General features: G+C 73.8%; 18 protein-coding genes. 11 read left to right on the top strand and 7 right to left on the bottom strand.

Features of this window, described 5'->3' with window-relative positions; all coding sequences use genetic code 11:
• Positions 1-833 precede the first annotated feature (833 nt).
• The 6 genes from ACFVVA_RS10470 (at position 834) to ACFVVA_RS10445 (ending at position 7,892) form a co-directional block, all read left to right on the top strand.
• On the top strand, positions 834-1,727 hold the full coding sequence (locus ACFVVA_RS10470) for a class I SAM-dependent methyltransferase (RefSeq protein ID WP_387687832.1): 894 nt from the start codon (positions 834-836) through the stop codon (positions 1,725-1,727).
• A 44-nt stretch (positions 1,728-1,771) separates the two neighbouring features.
• The gene (locus tag ACFVVA_RS10465) at positions 1,772-3,589 is read left to right on the top strand and encodes a flavin-containing monooxygenase (RefSeq protein ID WP_387687830.1); all 1,818 of its coding nucleotides are present in this window, start codon (positions 1,772-1,774) and stop codon (positions 3,587-3,589) included.
• Positions 3,590-4,257: 668 nt separating this feature from the next.
• Positions 4,258-5,736, top strand: coding sequence for an FAD-binding protein (locus ACFVVA_RS10460; RefSeq protein ID WP_387687827.1), 1,479 nt, complete (start codon positions 4,258-4,260; stop codon positions 5,734-5,736).
• 94 nt (positions 5,737-5,830) lie between these two features.
• The gene (locus ACFVVA_RS10455; protein ID WP_387687824.1) at positions 5,831-6,301 is read left to right on the top strand and encodes an SRPBCC family protein; all 471 of its coding nucleotides are present in this window, start codon (positions 5,831-5,833) and stop codon (positions 6,299-6,301) included.
• 26 nt (positions 6,302-6,327) lie between these two features.
• A complete protein-coding gene (locus ACFVVA_RS10450) occupies positions 6,328-7,221 on the top strand; it encodes an alpha/beta fold hydrolase (protein WP_387687822.1) in 894 nt (297 codons plus the stop codon).
• A gap of 5 nt (positions 7,222-7,226) precedes the next feature.
• Entirely contained in the window at positions 7,227-7,892 is a 666-nt protein-coding gene (locus tag ACFVVA_RS10445; RefSeq protein ID WP_387687820.1) for a 4'-phosphopantetheinyl transferase, read from the top strand.
• Between the two features lie 465 nt (positions 7,893-8,357).
• Here the strand turns inward: ACFVVA_RS10445 and ACFVVA_RS10440 are convergent, their stop codons facing one another.
• From ACFVVA_RS10440 to ACFVVA_RS10430, 3 genes are all read right to left on the bottom strand, one after another.
• Positions 8,358-9,515 carry a GDSL-type esterase/lipase family protein gene (locus ACFVVA_RS10440; protein WP_387687818.1) on the bottom strand — a complete coding sequence of 386 codons (1,158 nt, stop codon included), beginning with the start codon at positions 9,513-9,515 and terminating at the stop codon, positions 8,358-8,360.
• A gap of 42 nt (positions 9,516-9,557) precedes the next feature.
• Positions 9,558-10,136, bottom strand: a complete 579-nt coding sequence (locus ACFVVA_RS10435; RefSeq protein ID WP_387687815.1) for a TetR/AcrR family transcriptional regulator — start codon at positions 10,134-10,136, stop codon at positions 9,558-9,560.
• A gap of 84 nt (positions 10,137-10,220) precedes the next feature.
• On the bottom strand, positions 10,221-11,228 hold the full coding sequence (locus ACFVVA_RS10430; RefSeq protein ID WP_387687813.1) for an AraC family transcriptional regulator: 1,008 nt from the start codon (positions 11,226-11,228) through the stop codon (positions 10,221-10,223).
• A 177-nt stretch (positions 11,229-11,405) separates the two neighbouring features.
• Here ACFVVA_RS10430 and ACFVVA_RS10425 point away from each other — a divergent pair, with 177 nt between their 5' ends.
• On the top strand, positions 11,406-11,900 hold the full coding sequence (locus tag ACFVVA_RS10425; protein WP_380359050.1) for a DUF1772 domain-containing protein: 495 nt from the start codon (positions 11,406-11,408) through the stop codon (positions 11,898-11,900).
• Between the two features lie 74 nt (positions 11,901-11,974).
• Here ACFVVA_RS10425 and ACFVVA_RS10420 read toward each other — a convergent pair whose 3' ends face one another.
• From ACFVVA_RS10420 to ACFVVA_RS10410, 3 genes are all read right to left on the bottom strand, one after another.
• Complete coding sequence (locus ACFVVA_RS10420; RefSeq protein ID WP_387687811.1) at positions 11,975-12,670, bottom strand: polysaccharide deacetylase family protein; 696 nt, start codon at positions 12,668-12,670, stop codon at positions 11,975-11,977.
• Positions 12,671-12,891: 221 nt separating this feature from the next.
• A complete protein-coding gene (locus ACFVVA_RS10415) occupies positions 12,892-13,494 on the bottom strand; it encodes an anthrone oxygenase family protein (protein ID WP_359914103.1) in 603 nt (200 codons plus the stop codon).
• A 178-nt stretch (positions 13,495-13,672) separates the two neighbouring features.
• Entirely contained in the window at positions 13,673-14,509 is an 837-nt protein-coding gene (locus ACFVVA_RS10410) for an NmrA family transcriptional regulator (RefSeq protein ID WP_387687807.1), read from the bottom strand.
• A 377-nt stretch (positions 14,510-14,886) separates the two neighbouring features.
• Here ACFVVA_RS10410 and ACFVVA_RS10405 point away from each other — a divergent pair, with 377 nt between their 5' ends.
• From ACFVVA_RS10405 to ACFVVA_RS10395, 3 genes are read left to right on the top strand one after another with little or no spacing between them, the layout of a single operon-like run.
• Positions 14,887-16,266 carry a hypothetical protein gene (locus ACFVVA_RS10405; RefSeq protein ID WP_387687805.1) on the top strand — a complete coding sequence of 460 codons (1,380 nt, stop codon included), beginning with the start codon at positions 14,887-14,889 and terminating at the stop codon, positions 16,264-16,266.
• Positions 16,267-16,323: 57 nt separating this feature from the next.
• Positions 16,324-17,616 (top strand): AAA family ATPase, encoded by a 1,293-nt coding sequence (locus tag ACFVVA_RS10400; RefSeq protein WP_387687803.1) that lies wholly within the window; start codon positions 16,324-16,326, stop codon positions 17,614-17,616.
• A 47-nt stretch (positions 17,617-17,663) separates the two neighbouring features.
• Complete coding sequence (locus ACFVVA_RS10395; protein WP_387687864.1) at positions 17,664-18,896, top strand: VWA-like domain-containing protein; 1,233 nt, start codon at positions 17,664-17,666, stop codon at positions 18,894-18,896.
• Between the two features lie 52 nt (positions 18,897-18,948).
• Here ACFVVA_RS10395 and ACFVVA_RS10390 read toward each other — a convergent pair whose 3' ends face one another.
• Positions 18,949-19,782: an NAD(P)H-binding protein gene (locus tag ACFVVA_RS10390; RefSeq protein WP_387687801.1), complete on the bottom strand. Its 834-nt coding sequence runs from the start codon at positions 19,780-19,782 to the stop codon at positions 18,949-18,951.
• 162 nt (positions 19,783-19,944) lie between these two features.
• On the opposite strand from ACFVVA_RS10390, the gene ACFVVA_RS10385 reads away from it, so the two are divergent.
• Complete coding sequence (locus ACFVVA_RS10385; protein WP_387687799.1) at positions 19,945-20,421, top strand: hypothetical protein; 477 nt, start codon at positions 19,945-19,947, stop codon at positions 20,419-20,421.
• Positions 20,422-20,682: the final 261 nt, after the last annotated feature.

The following is a 20,682-nucleotide window of genomic DNA, read 5'->3' as shown; positions in this document are numbered from 1 at the left end:
ACGGGCGGCACCCAACCGCCCGAACACAGCAGAGCCGCCGGCCCCGGGAACCAACCACCCAGGGCAGCAGCCCGGTTCGACCGGAAACACCGCACCACGGGCGGCACCCAACCGCCCGAACACAGCAGAGCCGCCGGCCCCGGGAACCAACCACCCAGGGCAGCAGCCCGGTTCGACCGGAAACACCGCACGACGGACGGCACCCAACCGCCCGAAACGGCACGGCACGACAAGGCACCGGGCGGCTGCCCGGGACGGCCGTCCACCCCGGACAGCGTCAAACCCCGGGAACCTCGGCCCGGCCCGGCCGGCACACCGCCCACCGGTCGGCACCCAACCACCCGCCCGCGCCGGAAGCCGGGTTCAACCGGCACACCGCACCACGGACGGCACCCGGCCGCCCGGCACGGCAGGCACCGAGGGCAGCGGCCCGGCCGGGCCCGATCACCGCCGCATCACGCTCCCCGCGCGGCGCCGAGGACCACCCACCGCGTACCGGGCACCGGGCGCCGGGCCACCCGCGGCCCGGTCCCGGCACAGAACACCGCCCGACCGGCCCCACGGCGGCCCGAGCGGCACCGAGGACCACGCACCGGCCATCGGGCACCACGCACCAGGCACCACGCGCGGCGCCGAGAACCAAGCACCACGCACCGCGTACCACGCACCACGCGCGGCGCCGAGAACCACGCACCAAGCACCACGCACCGCGCCGCGCACCGGCCTTCGGGCACCGCAGGCCGGTCCACCGGGCACCGGGCGCCGGCCCCGCCGCCGCCCACCCGTCCCGTCCCGTCCGATACCCACCACCGTCAACCGAGGGGCCCCATCCCATGACCACCGTCGAAGCCCGCTCCATCAACCCCGACGTCGAGGCCATCCGCCACCACTACGAGGTCCCCAACGAGCTCTACCGGCTCATCCTGGGCCCCACCATGATGTACTCCGGCGGCTACTGGGAGGACGGCGAGGACCTCGTCGCCGTCCTCGACGAGGCCCAGGAACGCAAGCTCGACGCCTTCACCGACCTCGCCCGCGCCGCCCACACCGACACCGTCCTGGACATCGGCTGCGGCTGGGGCACCATGCTCAACCGCCTCACCACCGTCCACGGCGTCAAGAAGGCCGTCGGCGTCACCCTCTCCCGCACCCAGGCCGACTTCGTCGACGCCCTCGCCAACCCCGCCATCGAAGCCCGCGTCGAAAGCTGGGAGGACCACCGCCTCGCCGACGGCCAGGCCCCCTACGACGCCGCGTTCTGCATCAACGCACTCGAACACTTCGTGCTCTCCTCCCTCACCCCCAAGGAGCGCACCCAGCGCTACCGCGTCTTCTTCAAGCAGGTCCACTCCCTCCTCAAGCCCGGCGCCCGCTTCGTCCTGCACACCATGACCGTCGAGAACCCCCCGCTGCGCCGCCAGCTCCTGGACGACCTGAAGTTCCTCCAGCGCGAGGAGTTCGAGGGCTGCCACATCCCGCGCCTGCCCGAACTCGCCGCCGGCCTCGACGGCCTCTTCGAGGTCACCGAGATCCGCAACGAACCCGAGTCCTTCGCCCGCGCCTGCCGCGCCTGGCTCCAACTCCTCGCCGCCCGCCGCGACGAGGCCGTCGCCATGACCGACGAGACCACCGTCGCCCGCTTCGAGCGCTACCTCGACATCTTCGCCTACACCCTCGAAGACCACATCTTCAACAACTTCCGCGTCACCCTCACCCGCCGCGCCTGACCCCCGGGCCCACCCAGGACACCCGAGAAGAGGACACCGACGCCATGACCACCACCCCCGCCCCCGACCGCACCACCACCAACACCCCCACCGCCACCCCGGCGGCACCCCCCACAACCCCGGCGGCGGGGGTGACCCCCGCCCCCAACACCACCACCACCGACGCCGCCGGCACCGGCACCGGCGCCGCCACCGCCCGCGCCGGCAGCACCACGGCCGCCACCGCGGGCACCACGGCCGTCGGCGCCACGGCCGCCGCCACCACGGCCGTCGGCGCGGGCACGGCCACCACGGCCACGGACACCACCATCGCGGGCACCGGCGCGGGCACCGCCACCGCCACCGGCGCGGGCACCGCCACCGCCACCGCCGCGGGCACCGCCGGCGACCTCGCCGTCCGCCACCTCGAAGTCGCGATCATCGGCGCCGGCATCTCCGGCCTCGGCACCGCCATCGGCCTCCTCAAGGCCGGCATCGACGACTTCCTCGTCTTCGAACGCGCCCACGACCTCGGCGGCACCTGGCGCGACAACACCTACCCCGGCTGCGCCTGCGACGTCCAGGCCCACCTCTACTCCTTCTCCTTCGCCCGCAACCCCGAATGGAAATCCACCTTCGCCACCCGCACCGAGGTCCACACCTACCTCAAGAACTGCGCCACCCGCTACGGCGTCGACCCCCACCTGCGCTACGACCACGAACTCCTGAACGCCACCTGGAACGACACCCACCACCACTGGGACATCCGCACCAAACACGGCCGCTACACCGCCCAGGTCCTCGTCACCGGCACCGGCTACCTCTCCGACCCCGCCGTCCCCGACCTGCCCGGCCTCGACACCTTCACCGGCACCGTCTTCCACTCCTCCCGCTGGCGCCACGACCACGACCTCACCGGCCGCAACATCGCCGTCATCGGCACCGGCGCCTCCGCCATCCAGTTCGTCCCCGCCATCCAGCCCCACGCCGCACACATCGACCTCTACCAGCGCACACCCCCCTGGGTCGCCGCCAAACCCGACAAACCCAACACCCCCCGCCACACCTGGATGCTGCGCCACCTCCCCGGCTACCAGCGCTTCCGCCGCGCCTTCAACAAACACGGCCGCGAAATCGTCGCGTTCTTCATGTCCCGCCCCTCCCGCACCACCGGCATGAAGAACATGGCCGCCGGCCACCTCAAAAAATCCGTCCCCGACCCCGCCCTGCGCGCCCGCCTCACCCCCGACTACACCGTCGGCTGCAAACGCCTCCTCTTCTCCAACACCTGGTACCCCGCCATCCAGCAACCCAACGTCGACATCGTCTCCGACACCATCACCCACATCGGCCCCACCCACATCACCACCACCGACGGCACCCGACGCCACATCGACACCATCATCCTCGCCACCGGCTTCACCGCCACCGACCGCCCCGTCGCCCACCTCATCCGAGGCCGCCACGGACACACCCTCCACGACACCTGGAACCGCGACGGCATGACCGCCCACCGCGGCACCACCATCCACGGCTTCCCCAACCTCTTCATGCTCCTGGGCCCCAACACCACCCTCGGCCACTCCTCCCAGACCGTCATGATCGAAGCCCAGATCACCTACATCCTCGCCGCCCTCAAAACCCTGCGCACCCACCACCTCACCACCCTCGACGTCCACCCCCACGCCCAGACCACCTACAACACCACCCTCCAGAACCGCCTCAAGAACACCGTCTGGAACACCGGCGGCTGCACCAGCTGGTACACCGACACCCACGGCAACAACCCCAGCATCTGGCCCACCTACACCTGGCGCTTCCACCGCCAGACCCGCACCTTCGACCTCACCAACTACCGAACCACCACCCACACCAACCCCTAACACCCCACCCGCACCCAGCCCCCGACGGCACCCGGCGGCACCCGGCACACCGCACCACCGGGACAGGCCGGCCCGCACCACAGGCCGGCCCACCCGAACACCACCACACCGCACGCAGCACCACCACCACCGGCAAAACCCGCAGAACCGGCAGGACCTCTCAGGCCGACAGGAGCGGCACGGCCGGAACGGCCGGGAGGAACCGTGCGACCGGTACAGCCGGTACGGCCAGGAGGAACGGTGCGGCGAGAACACCGACCCACCACGCCACCGCACCAGTCGGGACCGGAAGAGCCGCCGGGAACAGCAGGCAAAGCAACCGGCCCCCGTACCAACACAACAAGCAGGACCAACAGGTCAGTTGCAGGCGGCCGGAACCCCTACGGCACACACGACCGGAACACCCGGCCCAGCACACAGGACCAGCAGACGGGGCCGGCAGGCAAAGGAACCGGCCCCGCACCAGCACCAGCACCAGCACCAGAACAACAAGCAGGACCAGCACCGCAGTTGCAGAACGCAGGAACACCCCTGCACGCACGACCGCAACGGCCGACAGAACCAGCAGGACCGGAACCACCGACCGGCGCCCACCACCCACCGCACACCACCGGCACCCGCACCCGCACCCGCCCGGCCCGCCCACCACCCCGAGGAGACCACCGCGCATGAACCGAACCCCCCTGTCCAGGCGCACCCTGCTCACCGGCGCCGCCGCCACCGTCATCGGCTACAACACCACCACCCGCACCTGGGCCACCACCGACACCCCCACCCGCGGCCGCATCACCCCCCTGCCCCCCATCCAAGGCACCCTCACCACCAACCCCACCACCCGCAACACCCACGCCCACGACTTCGGCCGCCTCACCACCAACACCCCCTACGCCGTCCTCCACCCCGCCGGCGCCCCCGACATCGCCACCATCATCGACTTCGCCCGCCGCAACAACCTCAAAGTCGCCATGAACGGCCAGAGCGGCACCGGAAACGACCTCGAATCACACTCCAACTACGGCCAGGCCGGCGTCGCCGGCGGCATCAGCATCAACGCCCGCGCCCTCAACCGCATCCACACCATCACCCCCACCAACGCCACCGTCGACACCGGCGTCACCTGGGCCCAACTCACCGAAGCCACCCTCGCCCAGAACCTCACACCCCCCGCCCTCACCGACTACCTCCACCTCTCCATCGGCGGCACCATCAGCATCGGCGGCATCGGCTCCACCGTCCACAAACACGGCCTCCAGGCCGACACCGTCGAAGCCATCGAAATCGTCACCGGCACCGGCCGCATCCTCACCGCCACCCCCACCCGAAACCCCGACCTCTTCCACACCGCCCTCGCCGGCGCCGGACAGGTCGGCATCATCACCAAAGCCACCCTCAAACTCGTCCCCGCCCCCCAAAACGCCCGCGTCCTCACCCTCACCTACACCGACCAACACACCTTCCTCACCGACCAACAAACCATCCTCAACGACGGCCGCTTCCCCTCCCAAGTCGGCGAAATCCTCATCCAACCCAACGGACAACCCCCCCACTACAAAATCGAAGCCGTCACCCACTACAACGGCACCACACCCCCCGACCCCACCCCCCTCCTCACCGACCTCAACCCCACCACCACCACCATCACCGACCAGACCTACCGCGAATACACCTACCGCGCCGACACCTTCGCCGACACCATCAAAAACCTCGGCTACTGGAACACCCCCAAACCCTGGCTCTCCCTCTTCCTCCCCGCCACCACCACCCCCACCTTCCTCAACCACACCCTCCCCCAACTCACCCCCGACGACATCGGCCCCGGCCTCCTCCTCTGCTACCCCTTCCACACCAACAAACTCACCCACCCCCTCGCCATCACCCCAAACGAACCCACCGCCTACCTCTTCGACCTCCTCGCCTTCCCCAACCCCACCACCACCAACCCCACCACCCACCTCACCCGCAACCGCAACCTCTACAACACCGCCACCCAACTCGGCGCCAAACGCTACCTCGTCGGCGCCATCCCCCACATGACCCCCACCGACTGGCAACACCACTACGGCCCCCACTGGACCACCCTCACCAACGCCAAAAACACCTACGACCCCACCCACACCCTCACCCCCGGCCACAACATCTTCCCCTAACCCCAAAACACTCCACTCACCGCAATGGAAAAGGGAATTCGGCGATTCACCGGGTTCCTCTGCCGCACCCGTCGAGCGAAAGGACCGATTTCCCGTGCGCGCCATTCACCACACCGACCGGACCGTCCTCAACCACCCCGCCCACGCCGTCTGGAACGCCCTCGTCGACGAGCTCAACGGCAGGACGACGTGGTGGCACCCGCACAACACCCACCGGCCGGGGTCCACCGGCCCGCAGCAGACCGGCGGCACCACCACGACCACCGTCCACCCGGCGGGTGTCGGAAAGCCCGGTCCCAAGCTGCGGTTCACCTCGACCACCACGCAGGTCGTCCCGGACGCCGAGCTCACGCAGTCCCACACCGGCCACTTCCAGGGCACGACGACCTACCGGCTCACGCCCCAGGACAACGGCGCCCGGACGCTGCTGACGATCACCTTCGCCACCGACCCGCACGGCCTGGCCAAGTTCTTCCACAAGCTCACGAACCTCACGACCAAGCACACCACCGCCACCCAGCACGCCCTCAGCAACCTCCGCCGCCACCTCGACAACCAGAAGTAGGAACCCCACCGGAGAAGGAGGCCCCAGTGACCGTCACCGAAATCCCCGTGCTCCCCGCCCGGCACGCCGTCACCACCACCGACCACACCGCGACGACCGACGACCACGCGCACCTCGCCATCACGGTCCACCAGCCGGGCGAGCCCGATCCGGGCCGGCCGCTGGTGCTGCTGGTCCACGGCTGGGCCGCCTCCCGGACCGTCTGGCACGCCACCGCGCAGCAGCTCGCGGCGGCCGGGCACACGGTGGCCACGTACGACCAGCGCGGTCACGCCTCGTCGACGTCCGGGCGGGAGCCGATCGGCATCGAGCGGTTGGCGCGGGACCTGGACACCGTCGTCGGGACGCTCACCACGCCGGAGCGGCCGGTCGTGGTGGTGGGGCACTCGGGCGGCGGGTACGCGGCGCTGGCCTGGGCGGCGGGGCTGCCGGCCGGGAAGGGCGGGGCAAGTGTCGGGCGGCTGGCGGGTCTTGTGCTCGTGTCGACGGCCTCGCACGGGCAGATCACCCCGGCGAGCGAGGTCAGGATGATGGGGTCGAAGCTGTTCAGCCGGGCGCTGCGGACGCCGTGGCTGGGCCGTCGGCTGCTCGGTGGGACGCACGGGCCGGCTGCTTCGCTGTCGGCGCGGGAGGCCAACCGCAGGTTGTTCGCCGCCACGTCGCCGGCGACCCGGGCCGCGTGCTTCGCGTCGACGCAGGAGATGGACCAGCGCGCGGGTCTGGCCGGGATCACCGCGCCGACCGCGGTCATCACCGGCACCGAGGACAAGATCGTGAAGCCCGAGTTCAGCCGGGAGCTCACGTCGGCGCTGCCGCACGCCGAGCTGCACCGGATTCCCGGCACCGGTCACATGGTGCCGCTGGAGACTCCCCAGCACATCGCGCACCACGTCCACCTGCTGGTCGCGGCCGGCCGCTGACGACCGTGACCACCACCGCCCCGGCCGGCGTGCTGGCCGCGCTGCTCCCGCCCCACGTCCACTGTGCCGAGGCCTTCGGCGTCCCGTCCGAGGGCCGGCTGCTGCCGGCGGAGGCGGCGTACATCCGGGACCGGTCGCCGCGCCGCCGCCGGCAGTTCGCCACCGCCCGGACGCTCGCCCGCCAGGTGCTCGGTGCTCTCGGGTATCCGCCGGTGCCGCTGCTGCCCGGGCCCGGCGGGGCGCCCCGGTGGCCGGCGGGGGTCACGGGCAGCATCACCCACACGGACGGTTACACGGCCTGCGCCGTCGCCGGCACCGGGCAGCTGGCCTCGCTCGGGATCGACGCCGAGCCCGCGCGGCCGCTCCCGCGGGGTGTGCTCCAACTGGTCAGCAGCGAGGCCGAGCGCAGCGCCCTGGCCGGGCTGCCCGAGGGTCAAGCCCCGTGGGACACGGTCCTGTTCAGTGCCAAGGAGTCCGCCTACAAGGCCGTCCATCCGCTGACCGGCACCTGGGCCCCGCTCGCGGCCATCGCCGTCGCCGTGTACGCCGACGGCACGTTCGCGGCCCGGCACCCGCACCACCCGGCCGTCCGCACCGGCACCTGGGGCGTGCACCGCGGCACGGTGGTCACCGCGCTGGCGCTCCCGCCGTCCCTGGCGGCCGCCGCATGAGACGCCTTGCCGTCCGTGGACCGTCCACGCCCCGCCCCTTGCTCGGCACCGGCACGGCCGGTGCCGAGCAAGGGGCGGGGCTGTGTGGTCCCAACCCGGGCCGGTGATTCCGCGACACGCGCCGTCCCGGGGCCCATCGCGGCCGTGCCGCCGGGCCGAGCCGGGCGGCCTCCGCGGAGCCGGCTGCCGGTGGGCGGTCAGGCCGACGTGGTCGGGGCGCCGGGCCGGTCGTCCTGACGCGCGATGGCCACCGACCACTGCGGGAACTGCGCCACGGGTATCGCGGAGGAGCCGGCGGCGTCGGGGCGGAGCGTCGGGGCGGAGCGACGTGGCGGGGAGGAACACGACGCGGCAGCGTCGGCACAGCCAGGTCGCCCGCCGCACCCGGTGGAGCTGCTGCCACTGCTCGTGGGTCCGTGGCCACTGGTCCGCCGTGCCGCTCCGGCGGGAGGCGGCCGCGGCGGGTCATGGTGCCAGGGCGCCTCCGGGGGCGAGGGCGAGCTCGGCGAAGCGCTCCGCGATGAGGCGGTGGGCCTCCGGGGAGGGGTGGAGGCCGTCGGGGAGCGGGTGGGCGTCGTGGTCGGTCTCGCCGTAGAGGGCCAGGCCGTCCAGGTGGTGCAGGTGCTGGTCGCCGTCGGCCCGGCGTTCGGCGACGATGCGGGCCAGTTCGGCGCGGATGACGGTGAGGGTGAGCCGGCCGGCGGCCACCTCGGCGGGGTCGCCGGTGGCGCGGAAGCGCAGGGTGCCGCTGCTGAAGTCGGGGGCGAGCGGGCCCGGCACGGTTTCGTGGAGCGGGCAGAGCAGCGGGGAGACGACCAGCAGCGGTGTGGTCGGGTGGCCGTCCCGGACGGTGTCCAGGAAGCCGTGGACGGCCGGGGTGAAGGCGCGCAGCCGCATCAGGTCGGTGTTCACCAGGTTGATGCCGAGCTTGAGGCTGATCAGGTCCGCGGGGGTGTCGCGGATGGCGCGGGCGGTGAAGGGGTCGAGCAGGGCGCCGCCGCCGAAGCCGAGGTTGGTCAGGTCCAGGCCGGCGCCGTTGGCCACCAGGGCGGGCCAAGTGCCGGTGGGGTGGGCGGCGTTGGAGCCGTGGCTGATCGAACTGCCGTGGTGCAGCCAGTGCTTGCGGGTGCCGGTCGGGATCGGCTCGATCGGGGCGTCGGTGTCGAGGGCGATCAGTTCGGTGGTCTCGGTGTGCGGGAGCCAGATCTCGACGGTCTTGTCGCGTTCCGGCAGGCCGGTGAACCGGGCGCTGCCGGACGGTCCTTCGGTCAGTTCGAAGCGGCCGGTGGCGAGGTCGACGGTCCGCAGGTTGCCGCCGGGGACGGTGCTCTGCGCGGTGAGCCGGCCGTCCACCAGGAGGTCGTGGACGCCGTCCGGGACGTTCGGGACGCCCGGGTAGGCGCGCTTGGTGGGGACGGCGTGCAGCGTGACGGTGGTGGCGCGGGTGCGGAAGGCGAGCCGGACGCCGGAGGGCTGGGACTCGGCCATCGCGAGCTGTTCGTCGGGGATCCGCCGGCGGGCGGCGGCAGGCAGGCGGTGCGGCAGCAGGCCGCGGGCGGTGTGTTCGAGGTCGAGGTGGCCGTGGAGGAGGGCCTCGGTGACGGGGGTGGTGATCGTCGTCATGGTGCTGCTCTTCGGTTCGTCGGGGCGTGCGGAGGAGGTGGATCAACCGGCCGTACGGGCTCCGCCGGCGCGCAGCAGGGCGTCGAGGGAGTCGATGATCCAGTCCCAGGACTGTTGCGGGTCGACGGCGGTGTGGCTGAACCCGCCGGCCGCCTCCAGGCTGATGTAGCCGTGGAAGACGCTGCCGAGCATGCGCACCGCGTGGGTCTGCTCGGGCTCGCCCAGGTCGTAGCCGCGCAGGATCGCCCTGGTCATCTGGGCGTGCCGGACGCCCGCGCTGGCGGCGGCCGTTGCGGCGTCCAGGCGCAGCCGGGTGGCGTCGTAGCGGCCGGGGTGGCGGGCCGCGTAGTCGCGGTAGGCGTCCGCGAAGGCGGCGAGGGCGTCGCGGCCCGCCCGTCCGGCGAGGGCGTCGGCGACGAGGTCGGCGAGTTCCTCCAGGGCGTACAGGGCGATCCGGGTCTTGAGGTCGTGGGAGCTCTTGACGTGGGAGTAGAGGCTGGCCGTCTGGACGCCGAAGCCGCGGGCGACCGCGGCGACGGTCACTTGGTCGAAGCCGACCTGGTCAGCGAGCTCGGCGCCCGCGACGACCAGGCGTTCGACGGTCAGCCCTGCCCTTGCCATGTGCGTTCTCCCGTACGGTCGCGTCGGCTGTCTGCGGACAGTATGGGATTGCCTAAATGGATTAGGCAAATGGCAACACTCTGCTCAGCCCGCCAGGATCACCGTCTCCGCCGGCCCCGAGAAGCCCGCCTGCTGCGACGGGGTGCCCGTGGCGGCCGTCCGGCGGTGCTCCTGCGGGCTGACGCCGCGCACCCGCTTGAAGGCCGCCGAGAGGGCGAAGGCGTTGCTGTAGCCGACCTTGCGGGCCGCGAAGGCGACGGTGCACTCGGGCTCGCGCAGCAGGTCGGCGGCGACCGCCAGGCGCCAGCCCGCCAGGTACGCCATCGGGGGCTCCCCGACCAGGGCGGTGAAGCGGCGGGCCAGGCCGGCCCGGGAGACCCCGACCCGCTGGGCCAGTTCGGCGACCGTCCAGGCGGTGGCCGGGTCGTCGTGCATCATCCGCAGGACCGGGCCGACCACCTGGTCGTGCTGGGCGCGGTACCAGGCGGGGGCGCCGGAGTCGGGGGCGGCCAGCCAGGAGCGCAGCACGGAGACCACCAGGAGGTCCAGGATGCGGTCCAGGACGAGCTCCTGGCCGGGCTCGTTGCGCCCTATCTCGGCGGCCAGCAGGTGCACCAGGGTGTCGTCGGCGCCGGTGCCGGCCGGGCGGACCAGCAGTGCGGGCAGGCAGCCGAGCAGCCGCTGGCCGATCTCGTGCTCGGCCTGGTAGGTGCCGGACAGCACCACCGAGGAGGCCCGGTCGCCCTCCCGGCCCTGGCCCCAGGTCCGGACGCCGAGCGACATCACCTCGGAGACGTCCACCCCGCCCTTGGTGCAGACCTGGCCCGGGCCGACGATCACGTCCACCGGGGTGTCGGGGTCGTCCGCCACGGTGTACGGCTCGGGGCCGCGCACGATCGCCACGTCGCCGGGGTGCAGCAGCAGCGGGGTGCCGCGCTCGGGCAGGATCCAGGCGTCGCCGCGGACCATCGTCACCACCGAGAGCGGGGCCCGGTCCTCGATCCGCAGCGACCACGGCGGGGTGAGGATGGAGCGCAGCAGGAACGCGCCACGGGCCTTGGGGCCGTCGAGGAGTCCCGTCAGAGTGTCCATGACGCCAAGTGTAGACGGCAGGACATCATTTGACGCTTCGTCATTTGAGAGACTCTTGAGTGATCGAGGTGGCTCGCACCGCCCGAATGCCGGATGATCTGCGCACGGGGGTACGGACCGAAACACGGCGACCGCGGTACGGCGACACCGGCTGCGAGAAGTGAGGGGCTCACGACGATGGAAACGGCACGCACACTCGTCCTGGTGGCGGCCACGGTCACCTGTGGACTGACCGCGGGACTGTTCTACGGCTACTCGTGCTCGGTCATGCCGGCACTCGCGCGGGTCGACGACCGCACCTTCATCGAGGTGATGCAGCGCGTCAACAAGGCGATCCTGAACGGCTGGTTCGTCCTCGGCTTCGTCGGCGCCCTGCTCGCCACCGCGGCGGCGGTCGCCCTGCACCTGCCCTCGGACGGGCACGACGTCCTGCCCGCGACCATCGCCGCGCTGGTGCTGTACGTCGCGATGATCGGGGTCACCCGCTCGGTCAACATCCCGCTGAACGACGAGCTCGAAGCCGCCGGGTCGGCCCAGCGGATCGCCGACCCGGCCGCGGTGCGCAGCCGCTTCGAGGCGCGCTGGGTGCGCTTCAACGTGCTGCGCGCCCTGCTGTCGACCGGCGCCCTGGCCTGCCTCGCCTGGGCGCTCGTCCTCAACGGGCAGAGCTGACCGGGCCCGGACCCGCTCGACGGGCGGGCCCGGCCGCGCCGCCCGCCGCCGCCACCCTCTGCCGCTGACCGGAATCAGCCGCAGAGGGTGGCGAAGCCGTACCCGCGCGCCTTGAGCGTGGAGATGATCCCCGGCAGCGCGGCCACCGTCTGGCTGCGGTCGCCGCCGCCGTCGTGCAGCAGGATCACCGAACCGGGACGGACGTTGTTCAGCACCCGCGACCTGATCGCGGCCGCGCCGGGGCGGGACCAGTCCGCCGGGTCCACCGACCAGAGCACGATCTGCTTGCCGAGCGCCGCGGCCTTCGAACGCACCGTGCCGTTGACGGCGCCGTACGGCGGGCGCAGGCAGCTCGGGGTACGGCCGGTCTGCGCGCGGATGACCTTGTCAGTGTCGGCCACCTGCGCGTTGAGCGCGGTCGCGGAGAGCCTGCTCAGGTCCGGGTGGGACCAGGAGTGGTTCTGCACGCTGTGGCCCTGCTTGGCGACCTGCGCGGTCACCGCGGGGTGGGCGGAGACGTTCTGCCCGATCTCGAAGAAGGTCGCGCGCACCCCGTACCGGCCGAGCGTCGCCAGGACCTTGGACGTGTAGGCGGGGCTGGGGCCGTCGTCGAAGGTCAGGTAGACCACCTTGCCGCCCTTGGCGCCGGCCGCCTGCGCCTCGGCGGCCGGCAGGGCGACCGCCGCTCCCGCCGCCAGGGCGACGACCAGTGCGCCGATCGCGGTCCGGAGCCTGCCAACTGCCCTGCGCCTGACGGGTGGTACGGACATGCCTGCCCCCTGCGGTCGGAACTCCCGTGCACCGGCCAGTCTGCGCCCGCGGGCCCGTCCGCCGCGACCCTTCGTCGGTCGCGAGCGAACGGAATCGGCCAGTCGGGCGCCGGGTGGCGGCTGCCGGGCGACAGGTGCCCGCCGGCGGCAGGCCGAAGGCCCCCGACGGGATCCGTCGGGGGCCGCCGGGGGCTGTCGGGGGCCCTGTGCGGGGCCGGCGTTCAGCGCCCGGCGCGGCCGTGCAGCACCAGGGAGCGGGTCAGGGCGAGCAGGCCGCCCGCGCAGAGCGCGGTGCGGAGCATGTTGACCGGGACCCAGGTGTCCGCGAACTTGGCCCGCACGGCGGCGAGGTCGTGGATCTGCGCCGCGTCGCCGGCCGCCGCCAGCTCGTTGTTGAGCGGGATGTTGACGCCCATGGTGACGATCAGCGCCACCACGTACAGCAGCGTCGCGGCCGCCGCCCAGAGCGCCGCCTGCCGCCGGCCGGCCTTGTGCTGGAGCCAGGCGGCGATGCCGGTGGCGAGGAAGGCGCCGATGAAGACCAGGCCGAACAGCCCGTTCCCGTCGATCGACTTGTTGATGTGCTGCATCGCCGTCACGTAGGTGCCGTCGTCGCCCTCCGCGAGGCCCGGCATCACCGAGACGTCGAAGGCGAAGAACAGTCCGGCCATCAGGCCCATCGCGATGGTGGCGCCCACCAGGAGCGGGCCGGCGGCCTTGCTCCGGGTGCCGGGCACGGCCGGGGCCGTGCCGCCCGGCGCGAGGCCGGTGAAGGACTGTGCGGCGGTGTAGGAAGCAGGGGTCGCGGTCTGGTTCGAGCGCATGGGTATTCCTTCGGTCTCCCCGGTCCCCGCCCGGTGCGGGGACTCTCCCGGTGTCCGGGCCGCCGGCCTCCTCACCGCTCCCGGCCGCGGCCGGGTGCTGGTCAGGGGGTCGGTGCCGCCCGGCACCGACGATCTACTGAACTGCCGTACGGACGGCAGGTGTTGCCCTTCCGGATGGTCACGCGTTCCATACGCCGGAGGCGGCGGCCTCGCGGGCGTAGTCGGTGAAGTCCCGCGGCTCGCGCCCCAGCGCCCGCCGCACACCGTCGCCCAGCGAGGCGTTGCGGCCGTCCAGGATCACCGAGAACAGCTCCGCGAAGTCCGCCGGCAGCCCCGCCGCCTCCAGCACCCCCCGGTACGCCTCCTCCGAGACCGCCTCGAACCGCACCTCACGCCCCGTCGCCCCCGACAACTCCACCGCCACGTCCGCGAACGACAGCAGCCGCGGCCCCGTCACCTCGTACACCTCCCCCGCGTGCCCCGCCTCCGTCAACGCCGCCACCGCCACGTCCGCGATGTCCTCCACGTCCACGAACGGCTCCACCGCCCCACCCACCGGCAACGCCAACTCCCCCGCCAGCACCGGCTCCAGGAAGAACGACTCGCTGAAGTTCTGGTCGAACCACGCGCACCGCACCACCGTCCACGCGGCCCCCGACTCCATCACCGCCTTCTCCCCCGCCTCCGCGGCCTCCTCGCCACGCCCCGACAGCAGCACCAGCCGCCCCACCCCGCGCTCCGCCGCCAACCGCGAGAACGCCCCCACCGCCTCCACCGCACCCGGGAACGCCAGATCCGGGTAGTACGTCAGATACGCCGCACTCACCCCCTCCAACGCCCCCTCCCACGTCCCCTCGTCGTGCCAGTCGAACGGCACCGCACCCGAACGCGACCCCACCCGCACCCCGTAACCCCGCGCCACCAACCGGTCCGCCACCCGACGACCCGTCTTCCCCGTCCCACCGACCACCAGCACCACACCGGACTCGACCGCGAGATCCACCGCACCAGCCATCACAATCACCCTCACTCGGAGTAGGAACCTGTTCGGATCGTCGGACCGGCCGGGTTCCGTGAACCCTGCGCGTCCGTCCTCGTGTCCACCAGTCAAGGCCACTCCGGGCCGGCGAACCATAGCCTCCGCACTCAGCTCCATGCGCCAGCGTCTACGCCCCCGCGCGCGCCCTCCGCCCTCCACCAGAACACACCCGGGCCGCCCCGGACCACCCGTCTCGACCTGGCCTCCAGCGGCCCTTGAGCACCCGGCCGAGCAGCGGAACGGCCGGGCGGCGAAACGATGTGGCGGGCGGCGGAGCGGGGCGCTATGCTCCCGGCGATGACCACTCACGCTGTTCACAGAATGGGGGTCCCGTCCGCGAAGAGTGAGTGCTGATGCCCACTCACCCCGCGCACGGGAACGACTCCCGCCTCTCCTTCTGGCGGCGCGTACGCGAGTACGCCGTGCCGCCCTCCATGATCGAAACCGCCACCTCCCGCCGCCTGTCCGGCGACTGGGCCGGGGCCTGCGCCGCCGCCAATGTCGAGGTCGACTTCCGCCTGCGGGACGTCACCCGCGTCCACGGCCGGGAGATCGCCGACCTGGTCCGGGCGGATCTCCGTTGCCTGGCTCCGGAGTTGCTGCGCTGGCACCTGCCGAGATCCGCCCCCGACGGGCTGCTGCGGCCCGGGCTCACCGTGCCGCTGGCCCGGTACCCGGGCGAGCCGCCGGTCTTCCTGGTGGTCCGCACACCGCCCGGTTGGGCGGAGTACGGGCAGCGGGTCGGCCTGGAGCTCTGGGACGGCTCCGGGCACGACGCCCGGTCGCCGCACCCGCGGCCGCGTCCCGGCCGCCGGTTCCGCTACGACCTGCACCGGCACCTCTGGGACGCCGGGCGCAGCGCGGAGCTGGCCGTCCGCTCCGGCGCGGCGGATCCGCCAACAGGCCTGCCAGGCAGGGACATCGGCGATCCGACACTGCGCTGCGCCGTCGACCGCTGGGCCGCCGAGGCCGAGCTGCTGCTGCGCGCCGACGGCCTCCCCGCCGGGCCCGTCGTGGTGCGGCTCGGGCACCGGCGGCGGTTGCTGCTCCGGCCCGACGGGTCGACGGCGGAGGCCTCCGGGGACCTCTCGGGGCTGCCGCTGCTGCCCGATGCCGCGACCTGGGTGCCGCCCGACCTCGACCTGCTCCGCAGCGGTGCGATCGAGGCCGACCGGCTGCATCCGCTGGTCGCGGCCGCGCTGGCGCCCGGGCACCCGCCCGGCCCGTCCGCGCGGACCGGCGCCCCGCCCCCGGCCGAGCGGACGGTGGACTGCCGAGGGGCGCGCCACCGGATCGGCCCGGTCGACGGGGTGCTCGCCCCGCTCGACCACGACCCGGCCGAGCTGCGCCGCGAGGAGCTGCTCGCCGCCCTGTCCGGCACCCCGCTGCCCTGCCTGCGGGCTGTCGACCTGGCACACCGGAGCCCCGGCCAACTGGACGGTGTGCGCGAGCGGTTGGACCACGGCGACTTCGCCGGGGCACTGGCCGTGGTCGAGGCCCTGCTCGGCCCGGAGGCGGTGCTGCGCGAGGGACCGCTGCGGGACGAACTGGCGGCGGCCGCGGAGCGGCGGATCGCGTACGGCCTCTACCGGTCCGGGCTGACCGGGCCCGAAATCGTCGACCACCCGTCGCCGCGCGTGCGGCACGGCTCGCTCCCGCACGGTCCGGGCTCCCGCCCCCGCCCGCGCCGCGGCTCGTTCCGCGCCCACCCGCGCCCCGCCTCCTTGCGCTGACGCCGGCACCTCGCCGTTCACCACCGAAGCCCTCTCCACACCTTGAGGTGATCACCCATGCCCGGAACCGCCCTCCTCGACGCTGCCGGCCCCGACGCCGCCGGCCTCGACACCGACTCCGACCGCCCCGACACCGCCGGACCGGACTCCACCCGCCTCGGCACCGCCCGCCGACTGCTCGACCTGCTGTCCGACACCACCACCGAGCCGCGCTCCGACACCCAACTGGAAGCGCTCACCCTGGCCGTCGCCGCCGACCTTCCCGTCCTGCTCTGGGGCGAGCCCGGCATCGGCAAGACCGCCGCCCTCAACCAGCTCGCCGAGGCCCTGGAGCTGCCGCTGACCACGGTCATCGCCAGCGTCCACGAGCCCTCCGACTTCTCCGGGCTGCCCATCGTCGGCGACGACCCGGCAGAGCAGGGCGTCCCGATGGCCCCACCGGACTGGGCGGTGCGCCTGGTGCGGGCCGGGCACGGACTCCTGTTCCTGGACGAGCTGTCCACCGCGCCGCCCGCCGTCCAGGCCGCCCTGCTCCGGCTGGTCCTGGAGCGGCGCATCGGCACGCTGCAACTCCCGCCCGGGGTACGGATCGTGGCCGCCGCGAACCCGCGCTCCTCGGCGGCCGACGGCTGGGAGCTCAGCCCGCCGCTGGCCAACCGCTTCGTCCACCTCCAGTGGGTGCACGACCACGAGGTGGTGGTGCGCGGCCTCGGCGGCGTCTGGCCCGTGGCCACTCTGCCCCGGCTCGACCCGCAGGCACTGTCGGCGGCCGTCGCACTGGCCCGGCGCTCGGTGTGCGGGCTGCTGACCGCCCGTCCCGAGCTGGTGCACCGGCTGCCCGCCACCGACACCCGGCGCGGCGGCGCCTGGCCGTCCCCGCGCAGCTGGGACATGACGCTGCGGCTGGTCGCCTTCGCGACCGCGGCCGGTTCCTCCCGGGAGGTGCTGTCGCTGCTGGTGCGCGGCGCGGTCGGCGACGGTCCGGGGCTGGAGCTGATGGCGCACATGGACCGGATGGACCTGCCGGACCCGGAGGACCTGCTCGCCGATCCGGGCGCCGCGATGCTGCCCGATCGCGGGGACCTGCGCCAGGCGGTGCTGGACGGGGTGGTCGCGGCGGTCCGCAACCGGCCCGACCGGACGCGCTGGGACGCGGCCTGGGCCCTGCTGGTCCGGGCGCTGGAGACCGGCGCGCCGGACCTGCTCGTCGTCCCGGCCACCACGCTGGCCTCGCTGCGCCGGGAGGACTGGGACGTGCCGGCGGCGATCGAACGGCTCGCCCCGGCGCTGGCCGTCTCCCGCCGGGCCGACCTCGTCGGTGCCCGGAAGCCCGGGGCGGTGCGGCCATGAACGGCACGGCGACGGGCACGGCGGCAGGCACGGCCGGCACGGCGATCATGCCGTCCGCGCCGTCCGCGCCGCTGGACGTCGAGAAGCTGTACGCCGCCCGGCTGCACGCCGCCCGGGTCCGGCCGTACCTGGCGACGGCACTGTTCGCGCTCCACCTGGTGGAGTCCCGGCAGGTGCCGACCATGGCCGTGGACCGGTACTGGCGCTGCTACGCCTCGCCGGCCTTCGTCGCCCGCACGCCCGTGGAACAGCTGGCCGGCGTCTGGGTGCACGAGGTCTCGCACCTGCTGCGCGACCACCACGGACGCGGCGACCGGATCGCCCGGGAGCTCGGCCTGGAGGGCCCGGCCGCCCGGCTGCGGATGAACATCGCCGCCGACTGCGAGATCAACGACGACGTGTACGGGGACGGACTGGCCCGCCCGGCCGGCGCCGTCCGGCCGGTGATGCTCCTGCTGCCGGACGGACTGCTCATGGAGGAGTACCTGCGCCGGTACCGCTTCCACCCGCGCAGCCTGCAGGCCGCCTGGCTGGAGTGCGGCAGCGGCGCCGACGGCCTGGACCGCCCGTGGGAGCTCGGCCCCGACGGCGCCCACGGGCTCACCGCCCAGGAGCGCGACGCCGTCCGCTTCCGGGTCGCCGAGGGCATCCGGGCCCGCCCCGGCACCGCCCCGGCCGGCTGGAAGCGCTGGGCCGAGGAGGCGTTCCACCCGCCGCAGCCGTGGCGGCAGTTGCTGGGCGCGGCCGTGCGCTCGGCGGTCTCGGGCCCCGGCGCGGGCGAGGACTACAGCTACGGCCGCCCCGCCCGCCGCTCGGCCGGGGTGCCGGGCGTTCTGCTGCCGAGCCTTCGGCGGCGCCCACCGCGGGTCTCGGTGATCATCGACACCTCCGGGTCGGTCTCGGACGAGGAGCTGGGCAGCGCACTGCTGGAGGTCGCGGCGATCGGCCGGGCTGTCGGCGGCCGCCGCGACCAGGTCACCGTGGTCCCCTGCGACGCGGCTGCCGAGGCCGTCCACCGGCTCTGCCGGGCCGAGGGCATCCCGCTGATCGGTGGCGGCGGCACCGACCTGCGCACCGGCTTCCGCACCGCCCTGCGCGGCCACCCCCGCCCGGACGTGGTGGTGGTCCTGACCGACGGCCAGACCCCGTGGCCCTCCGCCGCCCCGCCCTGCCGCACCGTGGTCGGCCTCTTCCCGAGGCCGGTCCGGTACAACGAGAACCGGCCGGACTACCGGCCGGACACCCCGCCGGAGTGGGCCCGGGTGGTGACCATCGGCTGAGCGCCGGGGCTGCGGGCCGGGCGGGGCGTGCCCGGCCCGGGCGGGGGGATCGTCAGCGGAAGGCGGCGACGTTCTCGGCGACCCAGTGGTGGAACGGCCTGGCGGGGGATCCGGTGACCCGCTCGACGGTGTCGCGCACCTCCATCAGGCCGTCGTTGACGTCCCCGCCCGTCAGGTCGAGCACCGCGTCCGCCGCCTCGGCTCCCAGGACCTCGGCCAGCTCCCGCCGGGCCTCCGCCCGGCCGATCACCGCGAGGGGCACGGCCCGCCCGAGGGCCGCCGCGATGGCCGCCACCTGCTGCCGGGCCGTCACCCGCTCCGGCCCGGTCAGCGCGTACACCCGTCCCCGGTGGCCAGGCCCGGTCAGCGCCACCCGCGCCACCGCCGCGACGTCCGCCGGGTGGATCGTGGGCAGACCGGTGTCCGCGTACGGCACGCGGACCGTCCCCCGCTCACGGATCGCCGACGCCCACCACAGGGCGTTGGAGGCGAACTGGGTCGGCCGCAGGACCGTCCACGCCATGCCGCTGCCCCTGACCAGCCGCTCGACGTCGGCGTTCTCCCGGGCGGGGCCCAGGTGCGGATGCGTCTCGACGGTGACGGACGACACCAGCACCACGTGCTCGACGCCGGCGCGGCGGGCGGCGTCGAGGATCCCGGCATCGGAGCCGATCCGCGACACCAGGAACAGCGAGCGCACCCCGTCGAGGGCGGGCGCCAGGGAGGCCGGGTCGGCGAGGTCGCCCTCACGCACCTCCACGCCCTCGGGGAACCGGGCCCGGGCACCGTCCCGGGTGAGGCCCCGCAGGGGGCCGGCCCCGAAGGCCCGCAGCTCCTCCAGCAGGGAACGTCCGATGTTGCCGGTGGCTCCGGTCACGAGAATCATGCGGTCTCTCCTGTCGCCCGACGATCGATCGGGTGAAGGCTAGAAGCTCAAGCCGACTTCAGGTCAAGGAGGCCGCCGACGGCGGCGCCGGACCCGCACTCCGCCGGCCGTGCGATCATCGGGCGGGCAAACGGCCACGACAGGACGGAAGAGGGAACCCCGGTGAGCGAGACAGCAGCGGCCGGTGCGGACGGCTTCGAGCCGGACGAGCACGTGCGGTTCGCACGCTACCGCCGGGCCTTCGCGGACGTGGCTCCGGAGGACGCGGCCGCCCTCGCGGCCCGGGTGCTCACCGACCCCGATCGCCCGATGGCGAGCTGCGCGGTCTGCGAGTACCTGGACCGGCGCGCGGCGGAACTGCTGACGGACCCGGGCTTCCCGGCCTGGCGACGTGAGCTGGCGGGCGTCGTGGCCACCGACGCGTTCACCGCCCGGCGCCTGCGGAACTGGGCGCTGCTGCGGGCGACGGCCCTGGACGAGCCGTGGGAGGAGGAGCAGCTGCTCGCGGCGGAGAACTGGCTCCAGGGACGCCTCGCCGAGGAGTCGTCCGACCGGGCCACGCTGGGCCTGCTCGCCGGGAACGGCCGCACCCGGCGCACCCGCAACATCGCCAACTCCCGTCTGCGGCAGCTCCGGTAACGGGCGGAGGGGCCGGCCGGAGGGGCCGGCCGGGCATGGTGCGCCGGTGGCCGTCGACGCCGTCATGGCCGTCGGCCTCGACGCGCGGGCGGCGGTGCGGTGGCCCGGGGGGCCCTGACCGTAGGTGCCGCGGGAGGGTCGAGTGGCTGCTGGAGCGGCACGGTCGCGGGGGGCGGAGGCCGCCCCCGCCCGCGACCGGGGGGGGGAGCGGACCCAGGCCGCCCGGACGCTGCGCCCGTCCGCGCCCGGCGCGGGGGCGAG

This window comes from Kitasatospora sp. NPDC058048 (assembly GCF_042885555.1).
Lineage (GTDB): Bacteria > Actinomycetota > Actinomycetes > Streptomycetales > Streptomycetaceae > Kitasatospora > Kitasatospora lactacystinica.
The sequence above is the reverse complement of the archived record's forward strand: the minus strand, read 5'-3'. Positions and strand labels throughout refer to the sequence as shown.